Origin of the sequence: Pseudomonas sp. KT_2_4 (genome assembly GCF_041410225.1) — a bacterium.
Taxonomy (GTDB): domain Bacteria; phylum Pseudomonadota; class Gammaproteobacteria; order Pseudomonadales; family Pseudomonadaceae; genus Aquipseudomonas; species Aquipseudomonas paracarnis.
In genome coordinates this window covers 1,224,197-1,240,210 of record NZ_CP166962.1, presented here as the reverse complement: position 1 = coordinate 1,240,210, position 16,014 = coordinate 1,224,197, and the positions used below count along the sequence as shown (strand labels likewise).

The window sequence follows — 16,014 nt, the reverse complement described above, 5'->3', positions numbered from 1 at the left end:
GGTGCAGAGTCTAGCAACCCTGGCCGGTGCGCGTAATCTGCGACGTTCTGCCACAGGGGCGCGGCGCATTTCGTCCTTTTATGGCTTCGGTGGTAGAGTCGCCGCCATGAAATTGCGCCACTCTGACCGCTCACTGATCGCCTGGGCCCTGTACTTCTGCGTGCTGATGAACCTGTTCGCCTGCGGTTTGGGGCATGGCCAGATGATGGGGCAGCAGCTCAACGGCATCGGCGGGCTGTTCTGTTCTGTGGACGGCGGGCAGTCGCCCATTTCCGACAAAGGGTTGGCAAACCCGTCTTCCAGCAACATCTCGAACTACTTTGCCTGCCCGGTGTGCAACGCGGTTACCGTCGCCCTGGTGTTCCTGATCGGCCTGGCCTGGCTGCTCGGTTTTACGCAAACCCCACGTGTCGCCCATGAGCGGCGCAACAAGGCGCCGCCGCGCTATTCCTGGCCCTCGGCCAACCCCCGCGCTTCTCCCGCATCCTGACGTGTGCCTTGGGCTTCCTGTGACCAGGAGGCATTCTCTCGTCACGATTGTGAGAACACTCTATGAACCCTCAATTGCCTGCCGGCGCCAGCCGCCTGGTCAGTAAGGCGTCGCGGCGCCTGCGTGCGCAACCGGCGCTGCCTGATTACCCGAGTAATTCGCGCTGCTTCGTGCACCTGGATGCACGCCTGCTGCCTCACTGGCATACCTTGTTCGACATCTGTCCGGCGTTGCTCAAGCTCGACCCACCGGAGGGCTTGAACCTGTTTCGCGCCTTCATGACCTGGGCCTATCGCAACCAGCCGCCGCTGGACTGGACCTACCATCTGAACGTATGCCGCTGGTTGCTGAGTTCGGCGTACCGCACACAGATTGATGAGGAACCGATCGAAGCCTTCATGGCCGCCGCTGCTGCGCGCTGGGTGCTGACGGACGACAGCCCGTCGGCAGGCATTGTCCTGAGCTGGCGCGATTGCACGCTGTTCGACTGGAAGCATCACCCTTCGATAGCCGCGCCGCGACCGGCATTGCCGCCGCCCGCCTGGGACTTTGCCTGGTGCCCGTTGGATGCCCAAGGCGCTTTCAGCGGTTGGCTGCCGGTGCCATGAAGCGCCGCGTCCGGTAAGCCTCACGACACCCTCGGAAGCGCCGCACACGGCGCAGCGTGCGGGGCCCGCAGGCTGGCACCGACTTGATGACTAGGCTCTAGGCTTCTTTGGTTTTCAGGTCATCAGGTTATGTCTTCTTTGCATCACAACACGCCCACGCTGACGGTGGTCGACCCGCGAGGGTTGACCGTGCGCAGCGTGGCGTACCCTCGCAATACCGCGCAGCAATCACCCAGCGCGCAGGTCACGCGGCAGGTGTTCGACGCTCGCGGCCTGTTGCAGCAACAGTGGGACCCCAGGTTGTTTGAGTTGCACGCTGCCGACCCCGAAGTGCCGCCCAATCTGTCTCATCGTTATAGTTTGGGCGGGCAAGTGCTGAGCACCGACAGCGTGGATGCGGGCCGTCAGACGCGCTTGCTCGGCAGTGGCGGCCAGGTCGTGCAACAGTGGGACAGTCGAGGCACGCGCCAGCGGTTCGAATACGACCCGTTGCTGCGCCCCGTGGCGGTATTCGAGCGCACGGAGGAGGTGGCGGTTGAACGCTGTGTCGAGCGCATGACCTACGCGGGCATGACGTCTACGGAGGCGGCGCGCAATCGTTGTGGGCGCATGATTCGTCACGATGACCCGGCAGGCACGTTGCTCGTTGAGCGCTACGACGTGCAAGGCAACATCACCGAGCAAACCCGGCGCCTTTGCACGTCGCAAACCGCGCCCGACTGGCCGCTGCCCATGAGTGAGCGGGATGCACAGTTGCAAGCCCAGACCTTCACCACCACTTGGCAGCACGATGCGCTGGGGCAACGTCTGGAGCAGGTCGACGCGCGCGGCAATCGCCAGCAATCTCAATACGGTGTCGACGGCCAATTGACGAAAAGCGAGATCCTGTTCAAAAGCGGAGCGCGCAAGACCCTGGTGGATCAACGCAGCGTCAACGCCTCGGGCCAGGTGTTGAGCGAACGCCTGGGTAATGGCGTGGTCAGCGTTGCCGAGTATTCGGACACCGATGGACGTTTGACACGCTTGAGCGCCCACCTCAAGGATTCGGCAGGCAAGCGCCTGCAAGACCTCTTCTATAGCTACGACCGGGTCGGCAATGTGTTGCGCATCCGCGATGCGGCGCAGCCGACCCGCTGGGCCAGCAACGTGCAGGTGGAGGCAGTAAGCACATTCGAATACGACAGCCTGTCGCGATTGATCAAGGCCACTGGCCGTGAAAACGCGCGCAATACTGGCGCATCCGCACTGCCGGGCCGAATCACGTTCGGCGCCACAGACGACAGTCTCTGGGGCAGCTACACCCGCCACTATGCCTACGACTCGGCCGGTAATCTGACGCAGATGCGCCATGTGCCCAGCACCGGCAGCGGTTATACCCAACGGATGCAGGTGGGCGAACACAGTAATCACAGCGTGATTGCCCGCGAGGGCGCAAAGGCGCCGGGCCTGGGTAACGGCTTTGACCAACGTGGCAATCTTCAGGCTCTGGCGCCTGGTCAGGCATTGACCTGGAATGGGCGCAACCAGTTGGTTCGCGTCGCGCAGGTGCTGCGTGACAATGGCGAACATGACGATGAGGTGTATCTGTACGACGGCGCCGGCCAGCGAGTCATCAAGCGTCGCGTGGCACATGGCAAGACGCAGACTCACACCCATGAAGTGCTTTATCTGCCAGGGCTGGAGCTGCATCGCCACGGGCCGGATGGCGAGTGGTTGAACGTGATGCTCGCTCCGGGCGGGCGCCATTCGGTCAGAGCGCTGCAGTGGGAGCAGCAACGCCCCGAGGAGATGCAGGACGAGCAACTGCGGTTCAGCCTCGACGACCATTTGGGCAGCGGCACCCTGGAGCTGGACGAGGCAGCCGGCCTGTTGAGCCAGGAAAGTTATTACCCTTTCGGCGCAACCGCCTGGTGGGCGGCAAAAAGCGCCTTGGAGGCGAACTATAAAACCCGACGTTATTCGGGCAAGGAGCGCGACGCCAGCGGGTTGTATTACTACGGCTTCAGGTACTACGCGCCGTGGTTGTTGCGGTGGATCAGCGCTGACCCGGCGGGGGATGTGGATGGGTTGAACCTGTATACGATGGTGGGGAACAACCCCATGGGTTATGTAGACGAAGACGGTTTGCAGCGCCGCTCGATGCTTGAGGTGGTGACGGTTCTGCTCCTGGTGTTGTTGATCGGGCATGGGATTGGTATAGAGGTTGGATACAGGGTTGAGCTGGCTTACTTTGGGCTGATTTCAGGAGTGGTGGGTGTCGCCTTTTACGCGCATCAACGGCTCAGCACTACTGAAGTTCGGCGCAGAGCGTTCTATGCGCAGTCCGCATTGGCCGGTGCGCAAGAGCTGGGCCATCGGCATGGCGCTACCGAACATGAAGTCAGCGAGTTGGCGGACTTTTTTCTGGAACACCGACTGGCCACCGCAGACACTAAGCGCCTGTCCTACGGACTGACGCCGGCAGCGCGGGGCGGGCTCTATGGGTACATTGGGCCCACCGAGCACCGGGAGCAGGCTGAAATAGCCTCACAAACGGAGCGTAACCCTAGTTTTACGCTTGCGAGGTTGGGGTTTGTCGGGATAGAACTTCGTGCCCCGGCACGCAAGGTGGGCGCCGGCCCGCTTCCTGCGGCTGGGCTGACCCACACCGAAGTACAACCGCAAACCAGGGTCACGAGCGTGGGTCGCCGAGGCTCCGCTTCTGAAGAGCCCGCCGCGCCACCGGTAAGCTCAGGACCTTCCTCCGGGCTGGAACCTGAGCGACTCGTGATTGACGTTGAGCCTGTTCTCAATGAGCTGCGTGGCGTAGGGGGAGGGATTATCAGGAATGTGATCAACCGCCTGGAAGCCCGCACCCTGGACTTTCATACCGGGCATGCCATGGCGGGCGGGCAGAATGTCCGTAGTTTTGACTTGCCGGGCTATCGCGGGCAGCGCGGTCGTGGCGCCTATCGAGTGATGATTCAGCACATCAGCGGGCTCAATTATCGGGCGGTCAGGGTGATGAACCCTCACCGCCGTTAATACGCTTAACGTCAGGCCAAAGAGCACGGACCGTGTAACGGCCCGGCTCTGTTGTCAGTCCGGCGCGTACGTGTCGTTTTCGTCCTCAGCGATGCTGTACCAGGCGCAGTAGGTCTGGCGCCGTGTGTCGCCGTTGGCATTGACCACGCGTACCGGGCGTCCCAACGCGTCATGAAAATGTTGCTCGCTGGGGCGCAAGGTGTTGAAGGCCGCATCGTCGATATAGCCAGCACGGTCGGCAAAGTAAGGTCGCCAGGTGCGCGCCAGGCAACCTTGATTGTCATACTCCACACGGCCGCTGATCCGCCAACGGCGAGTGGCGTCGATTGGCTCGGCACCCGCGCTCAACATACCGGCGTCATCGACTGCAAAGGCCGGGCCTGGTTGCGCCTTTTCCTGGGTTTGCCGCACGCGGCCAAAGCCGTCGCTGAAGGCGAGAGCGACCTGAATCTGCGGGGTTGGCGACGTGCCTTGCCAACGGTCGGCGTGCAGTACCACGACGTGCACCGGCACTTGCCTGGCCGCCTGAATCAGGCGCTTGAGGGTTTGATGATGGGGGAGCGCAGCGCTCAGGCTGTTCAGGCGTGCCAACGCCGAGGCACGAATGTGCCCGCTGGGCAGCAGGTAACCGTTGCTTACCCATTGCGCCTGGATGCTGGCGGGTGGAATGTGCCCCATCCAACTGAACACGTCGTAGAAACACGCGCTTTGAGCGTTGAACAACGCCGCTTTCGGATCAGCCAGGGCCTGCGCCGGGCCCGTATCGGGCGTGCGGATGAAGGGCGTTTGGGCGTCATGGCCGACGGGCTTTCCTTGCTCCTCTCCCTTGAGGCCGGTCGCCAGCAGCTGCCCGTGGGCGTCGTAGTGCGCGTAGCGTTGCGTACGCTGTGCGTCAGTCACCGTCACCGGCAGGCCAAGACGGTAGTCGTACTGCGCCTGGGTCGTGCAGCCGTCCGCCAATTGCACCTTGATGATGTACAGCCCATAGCGGTCGTACTCGGACTGCGTGAACCCATGGCTCAGGCTCGCCTGATGCCGACGAGGCCGATAGAACATTTCAGCCTGGCCGTAACGGGTGTACCCCTGGCCGAGCGACCACAGGGTGATAGCCTCGTCCTGCCCGGGGGCCGGTGACAGGAACGCGGCCATGGCCCGATAGTGCTGTGCACTCAGCGTGGCAGCGACAGGGCGGCCCTCATACACCTCCAGCGCTTGCTGATCGAGTTCGGCTGTCTCGATATAGGCGGGCAGCGCCTGAAAACTTGCGGTGCCGGCCGGCAAGGGGGCGGTGTGCTCCGCCACGCAGTAATGCTGCACCGACAGCCCCCCCAGCTTGCGTTCGGCCGCTGTTCCCAGTGGAGCGGACGGGCCCTGCGCAATGAAGTGTTCATAGCTTATTTTTTCAATTGCTAACGCCTCTTTGCTCAGGACCAGCACGTTGCGTCGTTGCTGGTACGGCAAGTGCAAGCGCCAGCGCTGCGCGGCGTCAAGGTGAATGAATCGGGCGCGGGTTTCGTTGAGGTAATACGCCTGCTGCGCCGAATCATGCGCGTCACGCCACCACTGCTGCTCGTGGGCCGGCCCCGGCGGTGGGGCGTCGCTGGCTGTCTTGCGACGAGCGTAGTCGACCACCACGCTGTGCAGATTGCCGGCGTAGCAGTCCCAGCGCAGATTGAGGATATGCCGACAGCATGGGTCGCCCGGTTGGCGCTCGTAGCGACAGGTCAGCGACTCCAGCAACAGTGGCAGCAGCACCGCCGGCTCGCCGGCCTTGGCCGACGGGCTTAATTGGCGTATGAAATAGCGCTGTTGCTGCACCGAATACGGCACTGCCTGTGGTGGCGCATCGGCGGCGGCATACACCTCTTCACGCAGCAGGCTACCCGCCAATGCACGCTGCATCGCGCGGCGGGTGGTTGCGCCGGGCGTAGCGATCAGCGTATCTCCTGTGCGCCCGGCCTCCAACTGGCCCAGCAGGGTTGGCCCCAGCGCGGGCGCCTGCGAGTCGCCCGGGTAAAAAGCCTCCTGCGGGGGCTCAAAGGTGTGGAACCAGCGTTTGGTCAACACCCCAGGCGGCGCACCGGCCGTAGGAGGTTGTTCGGTGTGCAACACCAGGCCAAAGCCGATGAACTGGCGTTCCTCACGGTCGTAGCAGGCTTGCCGGTAACGAAAATACTGGGTGGAGCGGTTACGGCTGACCAGATCCTTTTGCTGTTGCCGCTTGACCACCTGTACCGGGAACGCAAGGCTACTGCCTCGAGGCACTCCCAGGGTTTGCCCGTGCTGTTTTTCGTCGAGCCATTCCTGGGCGCTGCTGCGGTAGCTCAGTTGGGTGGAGGCCCCCCGGTTGTTGAGCGTGGCGGTTAACAAATACGGTTTGAGACTGACGAAGTCATACCGCCAGTGCTGGGGTGTCATGTGCGGCACGCTCAGGATCAGGCTGGAACAGCCCAGGCCTTGAAGGTCGGCAAAGCTGACCTGGCATGTCGCGTCATGGCGCACGCCCTCGGGCCAACGCAGTGTCAGTGGCTCCGATGCCAGCCCGCTGCCGGCGCGGTTCATATAGATCTGTATGTGTTCAGGCGCCAGGTAAATCAGGTCCACCGCGCCTGAGCCGTCCAGGTCGGCGAGGCGAATATGCTCGGCATCGAAGCTGGCGTGGTCGAACGCCAGCGTGGCGAAGACAAACCCTTTGCCGAAGCGTCCACGGCCGAGGTTGGGCCAGCACTTGATTTCGTTATGGCGGATGCGCACCAGGTGTTGTTGGCCGCTGCCCAGGGGGTCGCAAAAGGCGATCAATTCGGCCGGCGAATGGCTGAGGGTTGGCAGTCCCTCATCGTCGGGCGCATGGCGCACCTGCTGGCCAGGATCAAACCCGCCGTCCTGGCGCTGAGCGTACAGGCGCACGCTGCGGCTGCCGATCAGAACCAGGTCCAGCCTTCCGCTGCCCATCAGGTCGGCCAGTTGCCCGTGGGGATGGAAAAACTCCTGGGGCATCGCCGCAAAAGGCACGAAACCCGACCATTGCCGCTGCGAGTCGAGGCTGAAAAAACCGCTCAGCCCTGGTTGCGCCACCACCCATTCCAGATGCCCATCGCCGTCAAGATCCGCCAGTGCCTGGCGCGTGGCTTGGGCGGTATCGGCGAGGGGGATGCGTGGCAGGGCCTGCCATGGACCATAGATCAGCGCATTGCTGCTGGCCCGGCCGGGGGCCCTGAGCGGCTCGCGGTAGTACCAGCTTTTATCGGTGCGGTGCAGGATGCCCGGCAAACCGTCGCGGTACAGGTCGACCAGTTGATAATGCTGCCCGTCGTTGATGCCCGCCATGGCGTCGAACGCTTGGTAGCGCGCGGCGTCCAGCGTCGGCACGAAGGCGCTGTAGGCCAGCTCCAGAGGCGGCCAGGCACTGGCGTCCCCTTGGGCGTCAAAGGCCTGGTTGTGCACAGCGTTCAGGCAACTGCCGATGGCGTGGCGATGGGTGTACTCCAGCAACAGACGCCGCGTCAGCACCGGCTCGACGCCCAGGCTCGGCTCGTCGGGGAAGTAATGAAACATCAGCACTTGCTGACACCGCCGCAGGGTGCCGAGCTCAAAGCCATAGGCATAGCTGCTGATCGGGTCGTTGCGGATCGGCCAGGCATGTTGTTCGGCATAGGTCGGCACTTGGCTCAGGCCGGTGTGGCGTTCGCCATAATCCAGCAGCAGTTCGAAGTGCCATTGCTTGTCAGCGAGGGCGTCCGCACGCCACAGCGCCAGATGCTCAAGGGGCTTGAGGTTGCCGTAGCACACCCGCGCCAGATAACGCTGGGCGCGATAGTCCCTGGCGGCGCTTGGCGGCTGGTCGTCTGGTTTGTAGTGGTAATAGATCTGCTCACCCAAAGGGTTGAGGCTTTCCTGCAACAGCCATTGGGCAACACGTAGGCCGTCGTTTGGGGCTGCACAGCGCGCGATCAGAGTCTTGCCGAACAGGTGCACGCAGCCGTCGGCCCCCTGAACCAGCCAGAACCCGGCCTTGTCGCTGTCGCAAGACCAATGCTCGATACGGTCGAAGCGCGCTTCTATCACCGGAAAATAGCGCACCACTTGGTGGGGTTCATCCAGGGCCAGGCCGTTATAGTGGTCCCAGGTGGTGGCCTGAATTGCGCCATCGGCATCACGCTCAGGGATCATGTCGATGCCTTGGGGGCTGATGAAACGGTCGTCATCACCGTAGGCCGGTACGCCTTTGCGGGTATCACGGCTGATGGCGCCTGCCGACATCGCCCAGCCGAGGCCGAAGGGCCCGTTGCCTAGGGCGCTGCGATAACCCAGGCTCAGGGCCGGCGTGAAGCCACGGCCCGGCGAAATGGGCAAGGGCACCTCCAGGCACGCCTCACCCCGTGTGCCCACGGCGCCCCATTGCGCCCCGGGGCCCTGGATGGCGCCACCGCCCTTGGGCAGCGCAGGAAGCTTCGGTTCCAAGAGTTCGGGCGGCCGCACGCTCATCGTTGACCTCCGGTGTTTTTAGCGGTGTAGCGCAGGTGCACGATGATATCGGTGAGGGATTCGAGCAGGGCGTTTTGCCGGGCATGGTTGGGAAAGGTCAGTTGCCAGGTGGAGATCGCTCCTGTGTATTCGAACGGCAGGTAACGCTCGTCGCTGTCGAAGTTCAAGGTAAACAGGCCGCTGTCGTTGAGCCCGCTGGACAGGGCGATTTGCTGTTTGGCGCGCAGGTCTTTTTTTACCGCAGCGTCGGTGTGTCTGGCCGCGGGGGTGAGGTACGTGGTATTGGCGGTTTGGGTCAGGATGGCCTTGATGTCTTCATAGGGGCCCAGCGTGGCGGGCAGGGACACACTGACGTGCTTGATACGCCGCAGGTAATGGCCTGGGTAGTCGTCGTCAAATAGCTTGAGGGTCAGTTCAAAGGTCAAGGCGCCGGTTTTTAGCAGGTCGGCTTTAAGCGCGGCCCAGGGCATGTCGCGCGTGGCCACAGGGTCTTGGCTGTGCAGATGGCGCAACGACACGGTTTTAGTGATCTCCAGCAAACGTTCGTTGTGGGTGACGTAGGCGTTACTCATGCTCAGTAGATTTTGCTTGAGCGCTTCGCCGGCGCTGAAGCCGCGATATTGATGGGTCCAATGCTGGGTTTGAATGAAGTGCTTGTCCCACTGAGCCCGTTCTTCCTGCCAACAGGCCTCGGCCGCCAGGCACAGCGACAGGCTCGAGTCATAGGCTTGGTAGTAGAAAGTGGAAAGTTGGCCATTGAGCCATTGATACAGTTGGGCGTTGGTAAAGCGTTTGCCGAGCTGGTCGTACAGGCTTCGTGCTTGGGCCAGGCTGGTCTGGGCCAGGCCCAGTTGCAAGCGGGTATGGGCTTGCTGTTCGGTGTAAGCCTGCAGCTGGGCGTCGACCTGGGCCAGCTCAAGGCGTGCCTGTTCCAACGAATGGGCCCACTCGGCGGCGCGTCGGGCAAACAGGTCGGTGCGGTCCAGGTGGGCAGCGTTGGCGCGCTTGTCATTGGCAATGCCTTGGGCCGTCGCGTGCAGGGCGTGAAAAGCGCCCTCGTAGCGCACGCCGCCGTTGGAGGTGCCAAAAATATTCGGTATCAGCATCGCCAGCCCCGCGCCGGCTTGTGCCACGGCGGCGGCGGTGTCCCAGCGCGCACTGTCCTGGTACTCCTGGGTGGCCTGGGCCTCGGCCGGGCTGATGCCTCGCTTGAGCTGCTGTTCGAAGAACGTCACCCGCGCTTCGACCATGCGGCGTCCTGCCAGCAGCGCTTGCTGGTTCCTCGCATCGAACTGTACGGCCTGGGCCTGTTGCTCGACGGCCAGCCTCGCCAAGTCCCAGGCTTGCTGCTGCTGGGTTTCCAGGTACTGGGCCTGCTCTTTGCGTTCGAACAACGACAGTAAGGTCGCCCCCAACTGGATCAGGTTGTCGACCGCTTGCAAGGCGTGTCCCAGCAATACCTGGAAGCGGTAGTGCGCGGCCTGGGCGGTGCGCAGCGACGGGCGCAGGCTGGCACCGACCGAACCTTGCTGGTACGCGGCAAGCAGCGTTTGAGGCGTCAGGGTCGCGGCGTACAGCGGCAGGCTCAAGGGTTTGCCGGTCAGGTCCAGGTGATGGCGCAGGTTGTGCAGGCGAGATTCGATTTTGTCCCAGCGCAGCAGCAGATCAGGGCTCAGGGATCGACACAGCCGCGAGGTGCCCGCAGGTACTGTCGTGCTGTCGAGCGTGGAAGGGTTTTGCAGTTTGTCCAGGGTCGTGGCTGCCCAGGGATCGACCGGGTTGAGCGGCGGTCTTGGCCCGAGCAAGCCCTTGGCGCGGATGTACCACAACTTGGCGTCGGCCAGGCCGTCACGGGTCATTTGCCGGTACGCCGCATCCCCGCGATTGAGCAGGATGTCGACGTACAACAGGTACAGCGCCTGACGAAAATGTACCGCGCTGCTTGTCGCCAATGGGTGGGGCAGGGCAGAGGCGTTGTGGCGTTGTGGCGCACTGGCAAGCAGCGCGGGCAGGCGCCAAACGTCAGATGGGTGGACGGGATCGAACACGTAGCGTATCCACGTTTCGGCCTCGGCGTATTGCTGCTCCTGGTTCAGGCGTTGTGCCAACAGCCAGGGCAGGTAAAGAAACAACTCCCAGTAATAGGTGCCATGGGGGCCGTGGAAGTCCAGTGGGCTGGGCTTTTCCTCGCCTGGCAATGGCGGCTCGCGCCAGGCATCCGGGGCCAAGGCAAACAGCTCATGCAAACCTGCGCCCGCGGTTTTTGCCAGCAGCCCGGCCACGCAGGTGTTGGTGCGTATGGGCGCTCGTTTGTTTTCAGGCTTATCGATCGACTCGATCGTGGACCCGTCGAAGTCAATGAATTCTGCCGCGCCATAGGGCGGGGTTGCGAGTCGCCGGATAAACGGAGCCAGTGGAATGATGGGGGTGCTGTTATCGGGCGGCAGGGTGAAGGTCGCGGTTTTCAGCGCGTAGCCCAGGATGATGGGGTCGGGGTAATGCACATCGCTTTCCAGCAGCAACACGCCGTGAATCAGCGTCAATGTGGAAGCCGTCGTGTCAGTGGAGTTCTCGTCGTAGGGGTGCAAGGTCGTGGGGGAGAGTTCGATCTGCGCCTCAAGCGTGTGCGTTTCGGAGAGTTCAGTGAACGTGTCGCGCAGGGTGCGCCGAGAAGCGTCTGCCAGGCCGACGAGTACCGTGTTATTGCGGTGAGGGCTTTCCGGTAAAGCGCTGTGTCCTTGTTTGGGATACATCAACACGGGTTTGTACAGGCGTTGTTTCTGCTGGACCTGGACCTTGTCCAGTACTAAGTCGTAGGCATGGCTGCTGGTCTGCGCCTGATTGTTGTAGAACGACAGGGTGACGGTATAGGTGGCGTCTGGCGTATTGAAAAAATAGTCGAAGGCTTCTTGGCTAATGCGTTGGTCGCGCAGATTGAATGTCGTGCTTTTCGGGTTTTCTTCATCTTTTTCAATTTGCGGCAGGGTAAAGGTCGTCGGCTGATTCGCAGCATTTTTTATAAGTTGGGCATAGCTGACGCCGGTCTCATTGCACTTGAGGGTCAAGTCGATGCGCACGTTGGAGAAGGTTGCCAGCTTGGCGCCCTCCAGGAAAATCTCGGCGGTGGGGCCTAACGCCAGCGTCTCGTTCTGGGCAGGACCGCTGCTGCTGAGGGTGATGGTCAAATTGACCAGTGCGTCTGCCTTGCTGAACCTGACAGTGCGGTGCGGTTCGAAGCGTTTCGCCAGGCGGGTGGTGACCTCCAGTACTGACGTTGTTCGGTTGAACCGAATATCGCTCTCAGCCGAAAGACTGCGGATATGCTGTTGATTGTCTTCGTAGTTCCAGCCATGGGTGGTGCCATGGGGCGCGTCGTTGGTCAGGGAGTGGACTTTGACCTGGACCGTGTCGGGCGCCCTGAATTGAAATCTGGCCCTGTTGTGGTGCCCGAACAGGGCCAGGTACCGCCCCGCCAGTTCCGACTCTTTATGCCAGGAGAACATCCGCCGAGTGCTGCCCTGGGTTTCAAGCCAATGGACGTTGAAGTGCTGATCCAGCCGTACGGCTTGAAAGAAATGCCGATGCACGCCGTTGTGCGGGGAAGCCGTTTGATGGTTCGGCTGTGCGCTCAGGCCCAGGAACAGTGACGGCGGTTGGCTTTTTGAATCGAGTACGGCGATGGACGCAGTGGCGCTCATCAGGTCTTCCGAGCTCAAGTCATCCAGGCCCTGTGCCAGGCTGTATTCCTGAATGCAGGCCTGCGGCACGCTCCAACTGTCATCCAGTTTTTTATAGGAAAAGTACAAGCGCAACTGTAGATAGGTGGTCTTTATCCGGGTTTCCAGCCGTTGCTGGTATTCCTTCTCCGATTCAACATCACCGCGCCCGATCCGGGTGATGTCCCTCGACGACGACGTCGGGTTGATGCATTGGGCCCACACCACGAAGAGGCGCCCGTTGAACACCACCGGGCGAATCGTCTGTTCGGGGACGTTATCGTCAATCGACAGCGGGATCTTTTGCCAGGAGGACCAGGCTGGCGGAGTGGTCGCGTCGCCCGAGGCCATTTTCAGCGTGCGCCAGTAATAGGTGTTTTCCGGACTGGACTTGCCGGTGAAGTAATAAGTGCTGCTGGCAAAGCTGTCTTTATCACCATCGATATAACCATTGAGGGTCTTGATGTTGGCAAGTGCTTCGAAGCGGCTGAGGTAACTGTGGACGGCTGTCTGCAGCGGCGCAGGCTCGATACGAAATTGGTTGAGCTGGTTCTCCAGTTGCCTGAAGTTGTCGCTTTTGCCATGGCGCAATGTAGGGCTCAGGTAGGTGGCCGGGTAGTGCTGAAGTTGCTGGTGGGCACGCCACAGTGAATAGGACAGCAACTGGTCTCGCCACTCGATCTGCTCGACAGCGCTCATGCCCTGTTCGTCGTAGCCGGGCTCCAGGCCCAGGTAAATGCCAGTGATGTACTGCTGCAGGCTGGCAATGGCGCTGGCGACACGGGTGGTGGGCACCGTATGGCGGACCTGGGGGTCGAGCAGCCAATAGGTATAGACATCGTCGACGGTCTTGACGGTATCGGCCACTGCCGTGTCTTCAGGCAGCACGCTGTTGAGGTAGAACCCCAGCATCGCGTCGCGCAGGTGTTCGTTGAGGTGGTGGGTGAGGGTGTCAGACATGGTCATTCCTTGAACCAGGCGAAATACAACGGGGTTAGGGGGCTGTGGCGATCAATGCCGAGCCAACGTGTTGCCAGTCTTCATTCATCAAGGTGGCATGCAGGTCGGCAGCCTTGAGCAAGGCGTTGGCGGAGAGGCCGGTGAGCCTGACGGCTTCATGGCAACGCAGGAGCCAGTCCAGGTCGGCCAGGGTCTTCACCTGTTTGGCAGGCAGGGATTCAACGAGCAGGTTGATTTCATCGACATCCCACTTGAGCAATGCGGCCAGTTGCGAAGTGCAAGCCCCATCGTGAGATACGGCGGAGCCTTCAACGGAGGATGAATTGGCGCGCTGCAAATAAGCGAGCACGCGGTCCTGGGCCAGTCCGTAGGTGCTGAGGCAATGGGCAAAGCGTTGCAGCAGGTACAGCGTGCTCAGCGTCAGCTTGAGCAGCGAGGCCGCGGTGTGGTCAGGGCTCAGCCAGTGCGGATGGAGCACAAAGGCCTGCAAGGCCTCACGGCTCACTGCCAGACCCAAGGACACTTCGGCATCCGGCAGGCTCAGCAGTACATTTTTGTGCAGCTCCGTGGTGGATTCGGCAGTGGCGGTTCGGGCAATTTGTCGAACCACGAGTTTGCGCCATTGCAGGTACGCGGAGGCGTCACCGGCAAGGTGTGAGGGGGCGTTGAGCAGCGTGTCGATGTTTGCTTTAAGCGGCTGCATTTGTTGGTAGAACGCGCCGAGCTTCTTGGTCACTGCCTGTTTGGCATCGCTGTGCAGAGCCGTGTTGCGTTCTGGGTTGAGGCTCAGCGTCTGGGCTTCGATAAGCTGCACCAGCCCATTGGGCAGTTCTTTGGGCGGCGCGGGCTTGAGCAGCGGTTGGCTGTGCAGCAGCCCTTGTACGATGAGGGCATGCCAGGCAATGGGCGCCGCTTTGGTGTCAGGCTCGGGCTGGGGCAATGACAGGTCAGCGAGGTCTTCTTGCGCCAACAGGCCATGCCGAGTCAGTTCGACCACCTCATCGAGTTGGGTGATGTACGTCTGCACGTGGGGCGGTGGAGATTGGGCATCCAATAGCAATTGACGGCGAAGTTGATCGACCGTTTGACCCGTGTCGTTGAGCCAGCGGACCAGCCAGTCCATTTGCATCAGCACATCGAGCAGGTCGGCAGGTGCATTCACGCCCGAGCGACGCAGGCTCGGGTTGACCAGTTGGCCGGTGTAATCCTTACCGCCCAGCAGCGCCGCCACATGGTAGCTATCGAGCACTGACAGCCCGAACAACTGCGCGATCCGAGCTTGGCGATACAGCGCGCTATAAAACGTCATCGTCGGGCAAGCAGCGGGTAGATGCTGGCGGGCCTGCTTGATCAGCCAGTGCAACGAATCCGGGGTATCGCTCAGGTGCAGGCCGGTGCAGAGCTGGTGGCGCAGGGTTGTCGGGATTTCCTCCCTCAGCGCCAGGGTCGGCCTGTCCAGCGTCAATGCCTGGCCTGGCAACGGGCCGGGGTTGAACAACTGGTCGTACAGCGACAGGCGAGTACCGGGTGCCCACACCGGTATCTCATCCAGCACGGCCGCAAAGGCTTGCAATGACAGGCTGTAGCGGCGCTCCAGATAGCGATAGACGCCCAGTGCGCGCAGGGTATTGTCGTTGGCGGGCCGCGCCGGGTCGCCCTCGTGTTCACGCCGCACGACGCTCGTTGACAGGGCGTCGAGTGCGTCGAAGGGCAATTGCGTCCAGCGTTGCAGGCGGATCATTCGGTGCAGGCGCTGGTAACGTTCCCATGAGGTATTGCGCAGGCGCGCAGCACCCTTGTCCTGTGTAGTGATCGACAGGGGCGACTGGGTCGCGCCAGCCTCGGTGATCGGCCCGTTCACGTACGCGGCACCGTCGTGCAGGCGCAGCTTGGCCGGCGGCGTTGGCAGGGCGCTTGCCAGAACATTGCTCGACAGCACCGGCACATACTTGCCGCAGGCCAGTAGCGCTTCGGTCTGATCGGCGGTGAGTCCGGTTTTTTGCAACCAGTGGGGCAACTCCTCAAGGGGCTGCTGCTGGGTGCCATAGTGCTGGGTAAAAAAATCCTCTGCCTGTACGTCTCCTGATCTTTTTAAAAAAGGCTCGGTCAATAACACCTGCTGAGCAGGGCTCAGCCCGGACAGCAAACGTTGCGCTTCATAGGCCTCGTGCCTGACCACGCCGTAAGTGTTTTGCGCGCGCTGGCTGGTGGGCAGCTTGAGGCTGATGCGGTAACTGAGTTCGCCCAATTGTGGCTTGTTGCCGGACAAACCGAGCCAGCACTGGCGATGCGCACGTTCGAACGGCAGCACGAAGGGGAAACGTTGCTTGCCGAGCACCTCATCAAGTGAGCGACCGCGGTATTCACGAGGGGTTTTTTTGAGGTGAGCGTCAATCTGGCGGGACAGGGTTTCGTTGATCATCGAGAGTTGAGGAATCACAGCGCTGAGGCTGCGTTCGTCCAGGGGCAGCGTCTTGAGTTCGGGGCGTCGCTGGTCGAGGGTGACCTTGGGCTGTTTGCCTTTACCGCTTTTTTCCAGCGCTTGGGCAAACAGGTATAACGCCTTCAGGTAGGCGATCGGGGAGTCGATTGCCGCCATGGAAGAGGCCGAACACAGCAGGTGCCAGTCCTCTTTGAACAGGTGGGTATAGGTGGGGGAGTGCGTGTCCATTGTGATGAATCTCCTGAAAGCCCCCGGCCACTGCCAAGGGCAATGGCACGCTAGCATGGG

At 61.8% G+C, this 16,014-nt stretch carries 6 protein-coding genes; 3 read left to right on the top strand and 3 right to left on the bottom strand.

Annotated elements, in window-relative coordinates; genetic code table 11:
- The first annotated feature begins 106 nt into the window (after positions 1-106).
- The 3 genes from AB9N64_RS05515 to AB9N64_RS05505 all read left to right on the top strand — a co-directional run bounded on the left by AB9N64_RS05515 (position 107) and on the right by AB9N64_RS05505 (position 4,122).
- A complete protein-coding gene (locus AB9N64_RS05515) occupies positions 107-490 on the top strand; it encodes a DUF2946 domain-containing protein (protein WP_371360038.1) in 384 nt (127 codons plus the stop codon).
- Positions 491-552: 62 nt separating this feature from the next.
- Positions 553-1,098, top strand: coding sequence for a putative natural product biosynthesis protein (locus AB9N64_RS05510; protein WP_014718802.1), 546 nt, complete (start codon positions 553-555; stop codon positions 1,096-1,098).
- A 129-nt stretch (positions 1,099-1,227) separates the two neighbouring features.
- Positions 1,228-4,122 carry an RHS repeat-associated core domain-containing protein gene (locus AB9N64_RS05505; protein ID WP_371360037.1) on the top strand — a complete coding sequence of 965 codons (2,895 nt, stop codon included), beginning with the start codon at positions 1,228-1,230 and terminating at the stop codon, positions 4,120-4,122.
- A 54-nt stretch (positions 4,123-4,176) separates the two neighbouring features.
- Here the strand turns inward: AB9N64_RS05505 and AB9N64_RS05500 are convergent, their stop codons facing one another.
- From AB9N64_RS05500 to AB9N64_RS05490, 3 genes are read right to left on the bottom strand one after another with little or no spacing between them, the layout of a single operon-like run.
- A complete protein-coding gene (locus AB9N64_RS05500) occupies positions 4,177-8,607 on the bottom strand; it encodes a SpvB/TcaC N-terminal domain-containing protein (protein WP_371360036.1) in 4,431 nt (1,476 codons plus the stop codon).
- The gene (locus tag AB9N64_RS05495; protein ID WP_371360035.1) at positions 8,604-13,283 is read right to left on the bottom strand and encodes a neuraminidase-like domain-containing protein; all 4,680 of its coding nucleotides are present in this window, start codon (positions 13,281-13,283) and stop codon (positions 8,604-8,606) included. Before AB9N64_RS05495 ends, AB9N64_RS05500 begins: the two co-directional genes overlap by 4 nt.
- Before the next feature lie 34 nt (positions 13,284-13,317).
- Complete coding sequence (locus AB9N64_RS05490; RefSeq protein WP_371360034.1) at positions 13,318-15,954, bottom strand: Tc toxin subunit A; 2,637 nt, start codon at positions 15,952-15,954, stop codon at positions 13,318-13,320.
- Positions 15,955-16,014: the final 60 nt, after the last annotated feature.

What these genes read in the sequence shown, in the direction of transcription:
- AB9N64_RS05505 (WP_371360037.1), top strand. Translation starts at nt 1,228, where the DNA reads ATGTCTTCTTTGCATCACAACACGCCCACGCTGACGGTGGTCGACCCG.
- AB9N64_RS05515 (WP_371360038.1), top strand. Translation starts at nt 107, where the DNA reads ATGAAATTGCGCCACTCTGACCGCTCACTGATCGCCTGGGCCCTGTAC.
- AB9N64_RS05510 (WP_014718802.1), top strand. Translation starts at nt 553, where the DNA reads ATGAACCCTCAATTGCCTGCCGGCGCCAGCCGCCTGGTCAGTAAGGCG.
- AB9N64_RS05495 (WP_371360035.1), bottom strand. Translation starts at nt 13,283, where the DNA reads ATGTCTGACACCCTCACCCACCACCTCAACGAACACCTGCGCGACGCG.
- AB9N64_RS05500 (WP_371360036.1), bottom strand. Translation starts at nt 8,607, where the DNA reads ATGAGCGTGCGGCCGCCCGAACTCTTGGAACCGAAGCTTCCTGCGCTG.
- AB9N64_RS05490 (WP_371360034.1), bottom strand. Translation starts at nt 15,954, where the DNA reads ATGGACACGCACTCCCCCACCTATACCCACCTGTTCAAAGAGGACTGG.